At 46.9% G+C, this 16,574-nt stretch carries 13 protein-coding genes; 6 read left to right on the top strand and 7 right to left on the bottom strand.

The window, feature by feature from the left end; translation table 11 throughout:
• Window positions 1-164 precede the first annotated feature (164 nt).
• Both lolD and lolE read left to right on the top strand, forming a co-directional pair.
• Window positions 165-857: a lipoprotein-releasing ABC transporter ATP-binding protein LolD gene (lolD, locus tag HHX48_RS03510; RefSeq protein ID WP_191022237.1), complete on the top strand. Its 693-nt coding sequence runs from the start codon at window positions 165-167 to the stop codon at window positions 855-857.
• Window positions 854-2,089 (top strand): lipoprotein-releasing ABC transporter permease subunit LolE, encoded by a 1,236-nt coding sequence (gene lolE, locus HHX48_RS03505; RefSeq protein WP_191022236.1) that lies wholly within the window; start codon window positions 854-856, stop codon window positions 2,087-2,089. Before lolD ends, lolE begins: the two co-directional genes overlap by 4 nt.
• A gap of 11 nt (window positions 2,090-2,100) precedes the next feature.
• Here the strand turns inward: lolE and HHX48_RS03500 are convergent, their stop codons facing one another.
• Complete coding sequence (locus tag HHX48_RS03500; RefSeq protein WP_191022235.1) at window positions 2,101-3,447, bottom strand: dicarboxylate/amino acid:cation symporter; 1,347 nt, start codon at window positions 3,445-3,447, stop codon at window positions 2,101-2,103.
• 314 nt (window positions 3,448-3,761) lie between these two features.
• Complete coding sequence (gene astB, locus HHX48_RS03495) at window positions 3,762-5,102, bottom strand: N-succinylarginine dihydrolase (protein WP_191022234.1); 1,341 nt, start codon at window positions 5,100-5,102, stop codon at window positions 3,762-3,764.
• 364 nt (window positions 5,103-5,466) lie between these two features.
• Here astB and topA point away from each other — a divergent pair, with 364 nt between their 5' ends.
• Window positions 5,467-8,106, top strand: a complete 2,640-nt coding sequence (topA, locus tag HHX48_RS03490; protein WP_191022233.1) for a type I DNA topoisomerase — start codon at window positions 5,467-5,469, stop codon at window positions 8,104-8,106.
• 11 nt (window positions 8,107-8,117) lie between these two features.
• Window positions 8,118-8,672 (top strand): DUF2058 domain-containing protein, encoded by a 555-nt coding sequence (locus HHX48_RS03485; protein WP_191022232.1) that lies wholly within the window; start codon window positions 8,118-8,120, stop codon window positions 8,670-8,672.
• A 378-nt stretch (window positions 8,673-9,050) separates the two neighbouring features.
• On the opposite strand, the gene HHX48_RS03480 is transcribed toward HHX48_RS03485, so the two are convergent.
• The 5 genes from HHX48_RS03480 to HHX48_RS03460 all read right to left on the bottom strand — a co-directional run bounded on the left by HHX48_RS03480 (window position 9,051) and on the right by HHX48_RS03460 (window position 14,226).
• Window positions 9,051-10,418 carry a family 43 glycosylhydrolase gene (locus HHX48_RS03480; RefSeq protein ID WP_191022231.1) on the bottom strand — a complete coding sequence of 456 codons (1,368 nt, stop codon included), beginning with the start codon at window positions 10,416-10,418 and terminating at the stop codon, window positions 9,051-9,053.
• 260 nt (window positions 10,419-10,678) lie between these two features.
• Window positions 10,679-11,152, bottom strand: coding sequence for a LabA-like NYN domain-containing protein (locus HHX48_RS03475; protein WP_191022230.1), 474 nt, complete (start codon window positions 11,150-11,152; stop codon window positions 10,679-10,681).
• A 250-nt stretch (window positions 11,153-11,402) separates the two neighbouring features.
• A complete protein-coding gene (locus tag HHX48_RS03470) occupies window positions 11,403-13,184 on the bottom strand; it encodes a flotillin family protein (protein ID WP_191022229.1) in 1,782 nt (593 codons plus the stop codon).
• Window positions 13,185-13,220: 36 nt separating this feature from the next.
• Window positions 13,221-13,847 (bottom strand): YqiJ family protein, encoded by a 627-nt coding sequence (locus HHX48_RS03465; protein WP_191022228.1) that lies wholly within the window; start codon window positions 13,845-13,847, stop codon window positions 13,221-13,223.
• A 130-nt stretch (window positions 13,848-13,977) separates the two neighbouring features.
• Entirely contained in the window at window positions 13,978-14,226 is a 249-nt protein-coding gene (locus HHX48_RS03460) for a hypothetical protein (RefSeq protein ID WP_191022227.1), read from the bottom strand.
• Between the two features lie 374 nt (window positions 14,227-14,600).
• Between HHX48_RS03460 and HHX48_RS03455 the strand changes: the two genes are divergently transcribed.
• Both HHX48_RS03455 and HHX48_RS03450 read left to right on the top strand, forming a co-directional pair.
• Entirely contained in the window at window positions 14,601-15,719 is a 1,119-nt protein-coding gene (locus HHX48_RS03455; protein ID WP_191022226.1) for a porin, read from the top strand.
• A gap of 8 nt (window positions 15,720-15,727) precedes the next feature.
• Window positions 15,728-16,528, top strand: coding sequence for a substrate-binding periplasmic protein (locus tag HHX48_RS03450; protein WP_223857980.1), 801 nt, complete (start codon window positions 15,728-15,730; stop codon window positions 16,526-16,528).
• The last annotated feature ends 46 nt before the right edge of the window (window positions 16,529-16,574 follow it).

Here is a 16,574-nt window from a genome sequence, read left to right as displayed (position 1 = left end):
GAGCGGTAGTTCAGTTGGTTAGAATACCGGCCTGTCACGCCGGGGGTCGCGGGTTCGAGTCCCGTCCGCTCCGCCATCTTATTATCTTCTTGATTAATCTTGTAATCTATCCGTATCACGGTACCATTCGTGCAGGTAAAACCTGACATGTATTATAAGGTACGATGGAACACATTCTTGTCTGCAAAAATATCAGCAAAACCTATCATGATGGCGCCAGTGAAACGCAGGTCCTAAATAACGTTTCCTTTTATGTTGATAGTGCAGAGCATATCGCGATTCTGGGCAGTTCCGGCTCGGGAAAAAGCACGTTGCTACATATTCTCGGTGGTCTGGATACTGCTTCAGGTGGTGAGGTCGAATTCAAAGGCCAGTCACTTTTAAGTTTGTCTTCTTCTCAGCTGGCAGCCCTGCGTAATGCAGAAATGGGCTTCATCTATCAGTTTCATCACTTACTTCCCGAATTTACAGCCCTTGAAAATGTTGCAATGCCGCTGTTAATTGGCAAAGCCTCCACTAAATCGGCGAAAAGCCGGGCCGCAGCTATGCTTGAAAAGGTTGGGCTATCACATCGCTTAGATCACAAACCCGCAGCGCTATCCGGTGGTGAGCGTCAGCGTGTGGCTATCGCCAGAGCACTTGTGACCAATCCTTCATTGGTCCTGGCGGATGAGCCTACGGGTAATCTTGATCACCAGACCGGTGTACAGATATATCACTTACTTCGGTCGCTCAGCCAGGAGCTAGGCACCAGTTTTGTTGTGGTAACGCATGATACTGAACTGGCGGCGCAGATGGACCGGACACTGACCATTCAGGATGGGCTGCTTCGTGAAACACGGGGTAGTCACGAATGAGTCTTGTCTGGTTACTGGCAAAGCGCTTTCGTCAGGCGAAGCAGAAAAATCGTTATATATCGTTTATCTCCTTTTCTTCAACCTTTGGAATTGGCCTGGGTTGCTTTGTCCTGATTGTACTGCTGAGCGTAATGAACGGCTTCGAGCGCGAGCTGACGCATCGTATTCTGGCTGTGCTGCCGCATGGTGAGTTGTATTCCGTATCCAATGAAGGCATTCATGACTGGCAGACCGTTGCCACCAGATTTGAGAAGGATCCCAGAGTCCGCGCGGTATCTCCGTATACCAAAATTACCGGTATGCTGCAGCAGGGCAGTGAGTTAAAACCCGTTGAGCTGACAGGAATCGATACTAATTATGCAAAAGATGCGGCCTGGTTGCAGCAAGTGAAACCGGCTGCGTGGCAGCGTTTCAAAGCATCGCAGAATACCGTTTTGCTGGGGCAGGGGCTGTTGCAAAAGCTCTCTTTGCAGCCAGGCGATAAAGTGGGTGTGCTGGTACCGGTATCAACACAGGATTTAACGTTCAAAGCCCCCAAGCTGGTTAAACTCACTGTTGCCGGTGCACTCTCCATTGGCGGGGAAATGGACAATCATCTAGGTATCATGCACTTATCAACCGCTTCGACCCATGCCAGTATTGTATCGGGGGCACAGGGATTGCGATTCACACTCAATGACCCCTTTACTGCCCGCGACACTATGCGCGATATAGGTTACAGCTTTCCGCAGCCTGTCTATATGTCTGACTGGACACGTACGCAGGGGCATCTATACAACGATATCCAGCTGGTTAGGGTGGTGGTCTATATTGTCCTGACACTGGTTATTGCCGTTGCATGCTTCAATATTGTGTCGACACTGGTGATGTCCGTAAGAGAAAAGCGCGCAGCCATTGCTATTCTCAAAACCATGGGCGCGACAGATAGCCTAATCCGAAGGACGTTTATGGTTCAGGGATTAATCAACGGGCTGACAGGCATTGTAATCGGTACCATGCTGGGTGTACTTACGGCGCCGAATCTGGCTGCACTGGTCAAAGGGATTGAGACATTGCTGGGAACAGAAATATTGTCAGGCGATATTTACTTTATTAATTTTCTGCCTTCGCAGTTGCAGATAATGGATGTGCTTGTCACTGTTTTGGTTGCTGTGGTTCTGGTAATTCTGGCAACACTTTATCCTGCCTCAACAGCGGCAAAGGTTGCACCGGCCAGCGCATTAAATGGCTAGCCGGTAACCGGCTAGCTGTTTCTGTCAAAATGTTCTAAATCAACATCTTCTTCTTTTAGGCCAGCATCTAAATCATTGAACCGGGTCTCATCGAGCTCGTTTTCGCTTTTTGCAATAATGCAGGCGACGGTGCAGTCGCCGGTAATATTGACCGCCGTGCGGGTCATATCCAGTAAGCGATCAATACCGATAATCAGCGCTATACCCTCAACCGGCAAGTTAACCTGCTGTAAAACCATGGCCAGCATTATCAGGCCGACACCCGGAACGCCAGCGGTACCAATAGATGCCAGGGTGGCGGTGAGTACTACCATCAGGTAATCCTGCACTGCCAGCTCGACGCCATAAACTTGTGCAATAAATACAGTTGCCACACCCTGCATAATCGCCGTGCCGTCCATGTTTATCGTAGAGCCCAGCGGCAGCGTAAAAGACGATACTGATTTACCCACGCCCAGTTTGTTCTGCGCCGTTTCCATAGTGACGGGCAGCGTGGCACTGGAGCTGGATGTGGTAAATGCGAACTGTGCGGCGTCGCGCATTTTACGAAACAGAATAATTGGATTCAGTCCGGTAAAGCCTTTAAGCAGTGCAGAATAGGTGACCAATCCGTGAATAAACAGCACGGCCAGCACCAGGAAGAAATAGGTGGCCAGACTCCCCAGCATGTCTGCACCGATAGAGCTGAACAGTTTTGCCATCAGAACAAAAACACCATAGGGCGCCAGATTCATGATGATGGTTACCAGCTTCATGATGACCGTATTGATATCTTCAAAAAAGTCAGCAATGCGCTTGCCCGGCTTACCGCTCATCGCCATCGCAATACCTAACAGCACAGCGAAGATGATGATTTGTAACATCTTGCCTTCAGCCATGGAGTTGATCGGGTTGGTCGGGAACATATCGATGATAACTGCCGACAGGGAGGGGGCTTCTTTAGCTGCATACTCAACATCTGCAGGCATTTCCACACCCGAACCAGGCTGAACAACCAAAGCCAGGCTTAAAGCCAGTGTTACCGCAATCGCCGTTGTGAGAAAATACAAACCTATGGATTTGGCGCCCAAACGTCCGAGTTTACTGGGCTCAGTCAATGAGGAGGTGCCGCAGATCAGCGAAACAAACACCAGCGGCACCACCAGCATTTTTAAGCTGGCAATAAAGATTTGCCCTAGTGTTGAAAATAGACCTTCTACAAGAATGTTATAGGTTGAAAAGGTGTATCCGAATAGCGTGAAGCGCAGATCACCGCTATCTCCAAAAACCAGCTGGAGTAAAAGGCCAACCAGTGTTCCGGCTACCAGTCCGATGAAAATTCTGGTAGTAAGACTGTACTTGTGTGCGTTTTGAGACATGAATGTTCCCTGAAACTTCTGTTTTTATTCTTCGTAACGCGGGCTAGTTTGCCAGATTAGAAAAAGATTTAAACAAGAAAACGTCACAATCCCATAATTTAAAGATTCTGGCTGACGATGCACAGCCCACTTTTTATGCGGCATGTGGCTGTTCTAAGCAGTTTATCGTCTAGCGATCTCTGCGCAGTGAAAATGTTGTCTGCATTGCAAGGCGGCGAATGCAGACGAAATAAGGGGTGAAACGCAGAGCCCGGATATAAGGCATTCACGAAAAAGCCCTGCGATCGCAGGGCTTTTTACACGGTCGGACGGAATCAGTCCTGCTGGAAAGGATACACAGAGCCGATGTTCAGAATTTGTGTCAGTTCATCCAGCGCGGCACGCGACTCTGTTAATAACTGCGGGTCGCGTAAATCGTCCTCGGTCAGTTCATCCCGGTAATGTTTGTCTACCCAGGTGTTCAGGCGGGCAAATTGCTTATCATTGATAAGCGTATTGGGATTCACTGCATCTAGTTCAGTATCGTTGAGGGCGACACGTAATCTCAGACAGGCCGGCCCGCCACCATTGCGCATACTTTGTTTTACATCAAAGTATTTTACCTGCTTAATAGGCGTATCTTTAGTGACCAGTTCTTGCAGGTAGCGATTGACCGCCTCATTCTCCTGACATTCCGTGGGGGCGATAATCGCCATTTCGTTATCAGGTAATGTGATAATTTGTGTATTAAATAAATACGTTTTGATGGCGTCCATTACTGACACTTGGTCAGTCGGCACTTCTACGAAGTGTAACGGGCTGTCACCGTACTTCTGCCTGATCTCAGCCAGAGCCTCGTCTTTCTTATAAAAAGCTTGTTCGTGATAGAACAGAACGTTCTGATTACCCACCGCGATAACATCATTATGAAATACACCCTGATCGATAACATCGGGGTTTTGCTGAATGTAAACTACCGACTCATCTTCCAGGCCGTGTAACCGGGCAATCGCCTGGGATGCCTCAAGGGTTTGTCGTGCCGGATAACGGGTTGGGGCTGGCTTACTACTATCAAACGCATGACGGCCATACACAAATAACTCGACACCGGCCTGACCATATTCTTTACACAGGCGGGTGTGATTCGCAGCGCCTTCATCACCAAAATGTTCGTTATCTGGCAGGTGAGTATGGTGAGCGAAGTATTTTTCATTAGCAAACGTACCCTGAAGAATTCGCCCGGTCACTTGTGGTTCCAATGAACGATGAAACTTATTGGTCAGATTTGCTGGTGTGAAATGAACCCTGCCATCGCTGGTGTCTGCGCTGGGTGAGACTGTTGCCGCATTGGCAGTCCACATGCTTGAGGCTGAACAGCATGCCAGAAATACCTGTCTTGACTGTTTAGCCGCGCTTTCCAGCACCCGCGCATCAGAGCCGGTAAACCCTAGTCTGCGCAACGTATTGATATCAGGGCGCTCCTGAGGGGCAAGGACTCCCTGAACCATGCCCATATCTGCCAGTGCTTTTGCTTTGGCAAGCCCCTGCTTTGCAGCTTGTCGCGGGCTACTAATCGCATTGGCGTTATTCAGCGATGCCACGTTCCCGAACGACAGCCCCGCATAGTTATGGGTCGGTCCTACCAGGCCATCAAAATTCACTTCAAAATGCTTCATGCGTTCCTCGGTCAGTATGTATAGCAACCAGTGCTATTCTGTTAGGCGGTCTTTTTTTGAACATGTACCGTAATCGTAAGCCATAGCAGTGAATACTATCGACAAATTCATAAAAAGCCTCACTCGGATTGCCCGCATTATACGGCTTTTCAACGCATTGCCAATTGCGGTGGTGAAAATGTGAACAGGTTTTGGGCGGTTTCAAGGCAGTTGAACGAATAACTATTAAGAAGAACTTGTTTTCCATTCACTTTGTCGATATATGTTAAAAAAGCGCAGGCGTCCTTCAGGCATTCATTTCGACGCAAAATTCAAGCAATTGACGATTTAAGTCAATGAAATAAAACAGGTTTATTCTAATTTTATGGCAAAATCACTGGTCATCGTCGAGTCACCGGCCAAAGCCAAAACGATAAATAAATATCTCGGCAAAAATTTTATCGTAAAATCTTCGGTTGGCCATGTTCGTGATCTTCCTACCAAGGCGCTGGGGAATGTTGAACCCAAAAAGCCCGCTAAGGAACTCAAGACGCTTTCTGAGGAAGCGCGTACTGACTATTTAAGGCAGTACGAATATCGTAAGCTGGTGGACAGAATGGGGGTGGATCCCCAAAACGACTGGCAGGCACATTATCAGGTCTTGCAAGGCAAAGAGAAAGTTGTCAATGAGCTGAAAAAGCTGGCTAAAGATGCTGATACTGTCTATCTGGCAACGGATTTGGATAGAGAGGGAGAGGCGATTGCATGGCACTTAAGAGAGTTGCTGGGCAATAAAAATCAGTCGTATCAACGGGTAGTGTTTAACGAAATTACCAAAAATGCGATTCAGGACGCCTTCTCGCATCCTGGCGATGTCAACGTAGACAGAGTTAACGCACAGCAGGCCCGTCGTTTCTTAGACCGGGTTGTTGGCTTTATGGTCTCGCCACTGCTTTGGAAAAAGGTAGCGCGCGGTCTATCAGCTGGTCGGGTGCAATCTGTCGCAGTACGGTTGGTGGTAGAGCGTGAGCGTGAGATAAAAGCGTTTGTACCGGAGGAATTCTGGGATATCCATGCGGATCTGAACGCCTCAGATAAAGCAGCATTGAGAATGCTGGTTAATCGTTATCAGGGCAACGCTTTCAAACCAGTCAATAAGGCGCAGGCCGAACAAGCGGTTGAGGCGCTGAAAAATGCCTCGTATACGGTCGAAAGCCGGGAATCCAAACCGACACAGAGTAAGCCCTCTGCGCCGTTTATCACCTCAACCCTGCAGCAGGCAGCAAGTACGCGTCTGGGATTCGGTGTTAAGAAAACCATGATGATGGCTCAGCGCCTGTATGAGGCGGGTCACATCACTTACATGCGTACAGACTCAACCAATCTGAGTCAGGAAGCGCTGGATAGTTGTCGCGATTATATAAGCGATAAATTCGGTGGAAAATATCTGCCGGATAATCCTAACCGTTATGGCAGCAAAGAAGGCGCTCAGGAAGCGCACGAAGCTATCAGGCCGTCGAATGTAAACGTAACGGCAGATAGCCTTAAAGACATGGAGCGTGACGCTCAGCGACTGTATGAGCTGATATGGCGTCAGTTTGTGGCTTGTCAGATGGTGCCTGCTAAATACGATGCGACGACGATCAAAGTGGTTGCCGATGAGTATGAGCTGGTAGCAAAGGGCCGAGTTTTGCGCTTTGACGGCTGGACTAAAGTACAGCCGCAAATTCGCAAAAAAGGCGAAGAAGATAAGCTGTTGCCAGATGTTAAAAAGGGCGACTCGCTGAGTCTCAAAGCATTGGATCCCAAACAGCATTTCACTAAACCGGTGGCCCGTTTCAATGAAGCGTCATTGGTAAAAGAGCTGGAGAAACGTGGAATTGGTCGTCCATCCACTTATGCCAGCATCATTTCGACCATTCAGGATCGCGGTTACGTGCGTCTTGAAAATAAGCGTTTTTATGCCGAAAAAATGGGCGAGATCGTTAATGATCGCCTGATGGAAAACTTTGATGATCTCATGAGTTTTGATTTTACGGCGAATATGGAACAGCACCTGGATGATATTGCTACTGGTAATAAAAACTGGAAGCAGGTGTTAAACGATTTCTACGCTGACTTTTACAACAAATTACTCACGGCGGAAAAAGATACCGAAGAAGGCGGGATGCGCCTGAATCAGGCGATTCCAGCCGGCATCAGTTGCGATAAATGTGGCCGCGAAATGAATGTTCGTACTGCCAGCACCGGCGTGTTTCTTGGCTGCTCAGGTTATAACCTCCCACCGAAAGAACGCTGCACCAACACCATCAACCTGACGCCGGGTGATGAAGTAGTGAAAGTGGACGATGATGAGGAAATGGAAACTGAAGCGCTGCGCGCGAAGCGGCGGTGTCAGGTGTGCGGAACCGCAATGGACAGTTACCTGGTGGATGAAACCCGTAAACTCCATGTATGTGGTAATGCGCCGACGTGCCACGGCACGTACATTGAGTCAGGTACATTCAAAATAAAAGGCTATGACGGTCCTATTATCGAGTGCGATAAGTGTGGCAGCGATATGGAGCTGAAGAATGGCCGTTTTGGTAAATACTTTGGCTGTACAAACGACGAGTGTAAAAACACCCGTAAGTTGTTACGTAATGGCGAGCCGGCGCCACCGAAGGAAGATCCTGTTGATTTGCCTGAACTTCCCTGTGAAAAAAGTGATGCGCACTTTGTGCTCAGGGATGGTGCCTCCGGTATCTTCTTAGCCGCCCATAACTTTCCCAAATCCAGGGAAACCCGGGCTCCGAAAGTAGAAGAACTGGCCCGTTTCCGGGACCGAATTTCGCCGAAGTTTTATTATCTGGCGGACGCACCACAACAGGACCCGGATGGTAACCCAACAGTCGTCCGGTTCAGTCGAAAGACAAAGCAACAGTATGTCATGTCAGAAAATGAGAATGGTAAGGCATCGGGTTGGTCAGCGTGGTATGAAAACGGCAAATGGGCCGCAAAAGATACCCGTAAAAAATCAAAGTAAGGAGTATTCCTGTGGCATCACTTCAGGACCAATTACTCAAAGCGGGGCTGGCGGATAAGTCCGCCGCTCGCCAGGCGCGTCAGGAAAAGCGCAAAAAGCAAAAGATAAAGAACAAAAGCAAGCAGCAGACAGAGGATGAAAGTAAACAGGCTGCGCAGCAGGCAATCGAAGAGAAAAAGGCTCGAGATCGTGCGCTCAACGAGCAACAGCAAAAGGCACGCGAGGAGCGTTCAATTGCGGCGCAGGTTCGTCAGCTCATCACGATTAATTCACAATCTAAAGGCAAGGATGAGGTTGTGCTTAATTTCACTGATGACAACGTCGTGAAACGCATGCATGTATCTGAGGATGTGCGTGTTCAGGTGACGAAAGGTCGATTGGCGGTAGTCAGGTTGGATGAAGAATACCATCTGGTACCTATGCCGGTGGCTGATAAAATTGCGGAACGCGATGAAGCGTCTGTGATACACCGGGCTGATGCTCTGGATCAGTCACAATCAGAGGCAGGCGACGAGCAGGATGACTGGTATGCAGACTACCAGATACCTGATGACCTGACCTGGTAATGCAGATAGTCATATCAACCCGGTTCTGCTGGCTGTGTGTAAAATACTGTTGTGTTTAGACGTTTTAGCTCATCCACATTGAATAGCAGTACAACAAAGAGGCGTAGCACTTGTGCCTTAATAATTAAACCGAACTGGATGTTCTAAAAGTGAAGTTGATAGGGAGCAGAAAAGCCGGTAGAAGAACTCAGCATGGTTTTATTCTCAAATGCATAAAATAAGCTCGAAGTTGAGCGTGATTGTGTGAGCTACGATGGGTGGGTAAGCGCATGAAGATCATTGCGGCATTAAATCTTAGCTTGGCGCCTTGAACCTGACTATTAGTAAAGAAGTTCAGGCGCAAGCTATTTTTAGGTTTACAATAGAAATAGTGAACGGTTAAAAACGGGGCCAGCCATTACTATCCCAGTTCAACGTGCTGATAAGTAATTTAGGCGTACCATCATCACTCGCATCATAAGCATGACGGACCATTACATCTGTATTTAAAATATCCTGACCACCTGGTCCGATCCAGCGACTGTTGCCCGCATCAAGAATGGTGCCGCCCCCATTCATCATGTCATTACCATTTTTGTCTAAATATGGGCCGCGAATATCGGTAGCCCGGCCGTAGGCAATCCGGTAGGTGCTATCAACGCCTTCACAACATTTACCAAGAGATACAAATAGATAATAATAGCCTTGGCGATAAATTATAGTCGGAGCTTCGATGCTTCCGCCAGACTGACTTGCGATAGAATACAATTCACCCATAGGCTTCATTGACATTGGATTGATGCGGGTCAGTTTGATACCAGAATTCCAAGAGCCAAGCACAAGCCAGGGACTGCCATCCTCCGCTTTAATCAGATCCGGATCAATGGCATTATAATTATTTGAATTGACGGTATTGATTACCACACCATCATCACGCCAGTCTCCTGCCGCGATACTGCTTGCTGAGGTCAGTCCAATAACGGACGTTCTTGAGCCAAATGTTGAAATACTGTAGTACATCCAGGTGCGGCCATTGTAAGGCTTTATATCAGGCGCCCATACATCACTTCCATCGTGGTCAGGTACATAGTTTTGCCACCAACTCAGTCCGTTTGGAAAAATCGCTGGCGCGTCGTTCCAGTTAATACCGTCAGATGATGATTTACCGGCTATTCCGGGTCCTGTTTGAAATATCCACCATGTTCCATTCTCGTTCGCTATAGTCGGATCGTGCGTAACCAGGCTACCTGAAAGTGGCCAATGATTGGCTGCTCCATTGGTAGTGGAGGGATCCCAGGGTGTAGTTTCGACATTGGCCAGTTTAGTCAGCTGCCATTGCTGGTTTCGGCTACCCGTATAGTCCCACTGAATGACATTTGTGCCGTTAGAAGAATCGCCATTAACCAGATCTAGCGCTTTGTTGCTATTTTGGTTTATGAACCTGACATAGCCATCGCTTGTATTCTCAATTGCCCAAAGCTGAGATTCTCCGCCGATATACTCGTATTGGACAACATTGCCACCATTCGCCTCAGACCACTCAAACACTTCCAATGCTTTGCCTGAGTTTAGGTTTATTACACTATAATACCCATTATTTTGCTCTGTTATAAGCCACCGCTGTGTATCGTGGTTAGTATTTGCCCATTGAATTATGTTTGCGCCGTCAGTGAGCTCTGCAGCTCCAACTTCAATAGGCTTGCCTGTGGCACGCGAGTTTATCGTATAGACGCCATTGTCGATTGCGTAAGCCGAAACAGTGTTCATTCCCAAACAGAGTAAAAAAAGAGAATATCTGGATTTTATTTTCATAAACGGGTGACCTTTAATAATATTGTATTATTTATGGGTTGGTTATATAAACATTTTGTTTACAAAATATCAACAATGGGAGTTGCAACCTGGATGCGAGCGTGACAGATAAAACGTGCTGCAGGGTAGGGAAAGGAAAGAAAGCTTAAGCATCAATGCAAAAGGACACATCGTAGTAAACTAGACTTTAAAAATGATCAGCAAGATATGAGACTCTATAACAAGAGTGAATTTTCAATAGGGTAAAAAGCACTAGCAGATAGCATTAGATTAGATGCACTCAGTGCCTCTACACCATATACTTCTACATGGCAGTGGTATTTTTTGCGTACCTTTTCTGCCAATATCCCAAAATCCCCATCCCCTGATACCAATACAATGACATCACTTTTAGGAGCGGCTTCCATCACATCAATCGTGATCCCAACGTCCCAGTCGCCCTTTGCTGAGCCATCTGAACGTTGAATAAAAGGCTTTAGTTTTACATCAAAACCGATAGCCCGGAGGATGTTCTGGAATTGTTTCTGCTTTTCATCATTACGCTCTATGGCATAAGCAAACGCGTTTATGAGTGTTCTGTCCCGTGTAGCCTGCGCCCAGAATGCATTGTAATCAAAGTTCTGCTTAAAGGCAGAACGCGTGGTGTAATACACATTTTGTACGTCGACAAAAATACTGACTGTCTGCATGTCGAACACCTGTTAACGATAAGCGTCTTATTCGACATCATATCAGTTGCATTTGTGAATTACCCGCTATGCGTGTGTTTAAAAGTGACACGGCAACGCAGCCCCGGATACTTACTATTATCTGCTAATTGATAATAAAGATGACTTTGCCCGGTGGCTATAAAGCGGGGATAGTTCTTTTGTTGGCCAGGAAAAATCAAAGAGAAATTTGGCAGCTGCTATAAGCAACAGCTGCCAGGTCTTTATACCATTAATCAGAGGTGGGAGAGGAGGGCGATTCGCCGACACCATTTGTGGACTGATTAACAGGTGCAGACGCTACATTCCTGGTCGCCGCTGCCGTATGCGTTGCCAGAATTTGACTGTTACCTCTTATCAGATCACTCAATGTGCCTGATTCGCTGTCTACCAGCCCCACTTCTTTTAACAGGGCATCTACAACCGGCGCATTAGCCCGGTAATTTAAGGCTGCCTGGGTCACCTGATCTGCCATTGAGCCACCATCAGTGTTTCCTGTTGCAGTATTTTGTACTGCGCCTGCGCCGTTGTACCCCTGTAATATCTTAATGCCCTCTATGTTTTCCAGAGGTTTAACTGCACTGGCGATGATTTCTGGTAATACCTTCAGAATAGCCATTGATTTTTGTAATTCAATTTGTTCATTTTTAAGTGTGTTTTCGGCTTCATACAACGCCTGCTTACCTGCCGCTTCAACAGCCAGTACTTTTTCATCTGCTTCCGCCTGCATGATTTTCGCATCAGCGTTAGCTTTGGATTCGGTTAGAATAGCTTCAGCAGTATTCGTAGCGGCCTCTTTTTTCGCCGCAGCTTCAACGGTTATACTTACTGCTTCTCGCTCTGCTTCTTTACGGGCATCGATAACTTCAATTTCTTTGCGTCGGTTTGCCTCGGCGATTTGCTTTGCCGATATTACTGCCTCTTCTTTTTCCACCTTGGCTTTTTCTGCTTCTGCTGCCTTAGCCCGCGCCGCCGACTCTTCTTCAGACTTATTGGCTACTGCAATCTGCTTAACCTGTTGTGCTACTTCTACTTCCTGTTGCTGCAGGATACGCGCTTGCTCTAACGCTTTTCGTTTAGCAATTTCCTGTGTCTCAAGCTCACGGGATTTTTCGATTTCTGCTGCTTCAATGGCGCGTTCTTTGGCAATGGCGGCTTCACGCTCCTCCCGCTCTTTTTGCTCGCGCTGTTTGGCTATTTCAGCTTTTTGCTCCTGACGTTTAAACGCCAGGGCCTGCTCCTGCATTAATCTGGCTTCTTCCTCATCCTGCTTAATGGTAAGTGATTGCTTTTCAGCTTCCAGGTTTCGGGTTTCAATCTGGATCCTGTTTTCCTGCTGAATATCATTCGTCTCTTTACGCTTTTGCTCAATAATCTTGGCAAGACGAGCGCGACCTTCTGCGTCGAACGCATTATTTTCATTGAAAAATTCAAGGTCGGTCTGGTCAAAACCTGTGAGACTCACCGATTCCAGCTCCAATCCATTTTTCTCCAGATCGTTTGCAACACTTTGTTGAACCTTCTGGACGAAATCGGCGCGTTGTTCGTGCATCTCTGTCATTGACATCTCTGCTGCGACAGCGCGCAGTACATCAACAAACTTGGACTCCATCAGTTTTTTCACTTCCTCGGCCCGCGTGGTGCGCGTTCCAAGTGTTTGTGCAGCCATCGAAATGCCGCTGGCATTAGGGGCGACCCGAAGATAAAAGTCGGCTTTAACATCAACCCGCATTCTGTCTTTGGTGATCAGGGCATCTTTTTGTGTTTTTTCTACCTCGATACGAAGCGTATTCATATTGACGGGAATGGTTTCGTGCACAACAGGCAGGACGATGGCGCCCCCATCCTTAATCACTTTTTCACCGCCCAGCCCGGTTCTGACAAAGGCTATCTCTTTTGTTGCTCTTTTATAGAGCCGGGCAAAGATAATCCCGATCGCCATTAAGGCGACCAGTACGATGCCGCAGATAATCAGAATAGAGGTGAGGTTCCCCATGTTTGCTGATGCTTCCATTATAAACTTCCTTGGTAATTGGCGGCTAGAGCCGATCTATTGGTAGCGCATGGCGAGCCAGCGACCCTCGGCTTTTTCTACCAGGATCACGTTATCACCACGAACAAAAATATCTTGCGCGTCTATCGGTTCAACTAACACATAATGAGGCTGTTGGTGCTGATCTATGAATTTAGCTTCTGCAGGGTTGTCGCGCTGAGCTTTACCTGACGTAATACAGGCTGTTACCCCCACAAACGCATCAGCAGATAATGCTGATGATTCATTTTTGGGTAACAGGCGTGCCAGGCGAAGACCGAATCGTGCCGTCAGAGGAAGCGCAATTGCAAAAGCAAGGGGAATAGAGAGTGCGACAGGCAGAGACGATGAGATTATGGCTTGCGATACGACGTTAAACATCAGACCACACAGGCCGAAAAACGTCAGAAATATGATCATCCAAATCATAAAGGGCAGTTTATCCAGACAAAGCCAGTTGGATAGTACGGACAACGAACTTCCGGTAGCCGCGTCCGGGGAGCTGACTACCTCAACATCGTCAAAGACGCCCAAAATGCTGGCACCCAAAAACATGCCGAGTAGTTCAATCAAAAACACGACCAATACAATCGCGATTGCAGCGCTAAACCACAGATTGGTGTCACTAAGAATAAAAGCTGGCATACATCACCGTCCTTGATGAAACTATCGACCAACGTTATACCACAAAAATGATTAAAAACGATGCCAAAAAATACTGTCAAAAGGACAGTTTTCAGGACCAGTCAGATCCTTTTGGGTCGGGCGTTGACATTCAGCGCTTTTGGGTCAGGCGATCGATTTTTTTAAAATAATAAGTGAAACCGTATCCAAGTGCGATTACCGCACTGACACCGGGTGCAATCACTGATACCAGAGACAGAGGGGATGAGAAGGTGAGATTACTGCTGAACAGCATGCCCAATGCTAGTCCAGCCATCAGCATAACGATGGGGAAAAGCACGAATGCAAGTTTAAGTGACAAGACCTGATTTTTATATGTTACGTGCAATACATGATTCATGTTATTTCCCTATAAATGCTGACTTTTGTATCTGCAATAGAATACCAATGCGATAACGTAAATCCCAGCAATTTATAGCGATAGCAGCACGCTCACCTAATTTTAGTTTCGCGCAACAGAAAATGTTATAAGGCGCTGGTTATAAAGAGAAAGAAGTGATCTTTTTTAGCCTGCTGCGAATACTTGCTAGGGAGTATTTAATCTATTTCTTACATGAACAAGGATAGTGGACAAGGCTTAAATCTGTAACGGTATCGGTTACCTGTTAAATCTGCACCCGTCAGGCACATGCACTGATCAGGTTTCCAAAACTGGACAGACGCTCCTCAGGTCGTCTTCGCAGCTATCCAGGCTTCTCATAAAAAGGTTGATAAATGAAAAAGACACTGACCAGATTATCAGTACTCATTACGGGTGCATTGGCTGCGTCGTCTTCTTTTGCCGATGAACTACCGGTAGATTTGGGCGGCCATATTCGGGTTAATTATGGTCATCTTGACTGGCAAGAGTCGGAAATCAGAGACGGCTTTGAGTTTGAGTCCTTGCGACTTAACTTATCCGGTGAATTGGACAATTTTTCCTATAAAGCAGAATATCGCTGGTACGAGAATGTCGATTTTGACACGGTTCGCTATGCCGATCTTACTTACACCTTCGATGAGGAACTTAGTGTCACCGGCGGGATAACAAAAGTGCCTTTTGGTCTTCTGCCTTTTGCATCAAACAGTTTTTGGTTTTCTGTAAATTATTACCTCGGTTTTGAAGATGACTATGACGCCGGTATAACGACCAATTACACCCGGGGAGACTGGGATTTCCATTTTGGCTATTTTCTGAATGATGAATATAACGATCCGGCTGAGTTTGGTCGCTATACGTTTGATGTCGCGGATGATGGTGAATATCGTAATAAAGAAGACGGCCAGATTAACCTTCGGGCTAATTACACTGCTAACTTTTTCCGAGGCGCAACCACCGATTTAGGCGTGTCTTTTCAATACGGTGATATCCTGAACCTTGATACACTGGAAAATGGTGACATGACAGCGTATGCATTGCATATGCGACACACTCAGGGGCCAGTTAAGGTTGAATTGCAATATATCGATTTTGACTACAATCTTGAAGCGCCAGAAGGTCAATTGCGGGATCGGGTCGCCTTATCGTCATTCAATTTTCCGTTTCTCCAGGCTGCCGAAGGTCAAAGCTATATGGCAAACCTGGTATACAGCGTGCCAATCAAATTTAAAACGCTCTCAGATTTAAGCTGCTATACAGAGTACAGCCGGGTAGAAGGCGACGTTGAAAGCAACAAGGCATCGTCCCAGTGGGTAAACGGTTGTAGTTTTGGCTGGGATAAGTTGTTTGTGTATGTAGATAGCATCCAGGGTCGGAATATGTGGTTTTCAGGAGGTCCCGGAATCGCCCTCGACCTGGGAGGTTTGCAAGATACAACGCACCGTCTGAACATTAGCCTGGGTATATATTTTTAAGGGGATACATGATGCGAATTACTACTTTATTACTTACGGCGGTTTTGCTATTGCCCGCCCAAAGCTGGGCCCATGCATGGTTAAAGCTTGAGATCGCGACAACGGAATACCCACCTTACACCTCAACTGACATGGAACATGAGGGGTACATCAATCACATTATCACTGAAGCATTTCTTGAGACCGGCGTTGTGGTCGAATTCACGTCCCTGAAGTGGGAAGATGCGCTGCAAGCCGCTAAAAATGGTGACTATGATGCGGTATCTTACGGAAATTTTGTGCGCAGCCGTGAAGATGAGTTTCTGCACAGCAAACCTATAACAGCGGAAAGTCTGGTTTTCTATGTGCGTCGTAATGGTCCGGTGCAACAATGGAATACATTGAGCGATTTAGACCAGTACAAAATGGGGATTACAAAAGGTTACTTGTATACCGATGAGCTGACCGGCTATATCGAAAATAATAAGAATGTTGCCACCTTTGATACAGACGAAGAAAATTTTCAGGCGCTGATTGATGGCGAAATTGATATTTTTCCTATTGATGAACTGACGGGCTGGTATTTGCTCGAGCGCGAGTTTAATCAGGATGATCGTAACGACGTGGTTCGCCTGGAAACCTATCTTTCAACGGTAACGACTCACCTTCTTATTCCTAAAGGACGTAAAAACAGTCGTCTTGTTTTGGAGTTATTTAACAGAGGGCTTGAAGAAATCACGCTAGAAGGAAAAATGCAGCGTTTCAAACGCTTGCTTAAAGAAGGGTTTTATCAGCATCCTGAGAAGCCGGTCAATTACGACCGCCGATAGACGCAGTCTTCTACAGACATAGAAAAGCCCGCTTTGAGACGGGCTT

It is taken from the genome of Salinimonas profundi, from assembly GCF_014750655.1.
In the GTDB taxonomy this organism is placed as follows: Bacteria; Pseudomonadota; Gammaproteobacteria; order Enterobacterales; family Alteromonadaceae; genus Alteromonas; species Alteromonas profundi_A.
The sequence above is the reverse complement of the archived record's forward strand: the minus strand, read 5'-3'. Positions and strand labels throughout refer to the sequence as shown.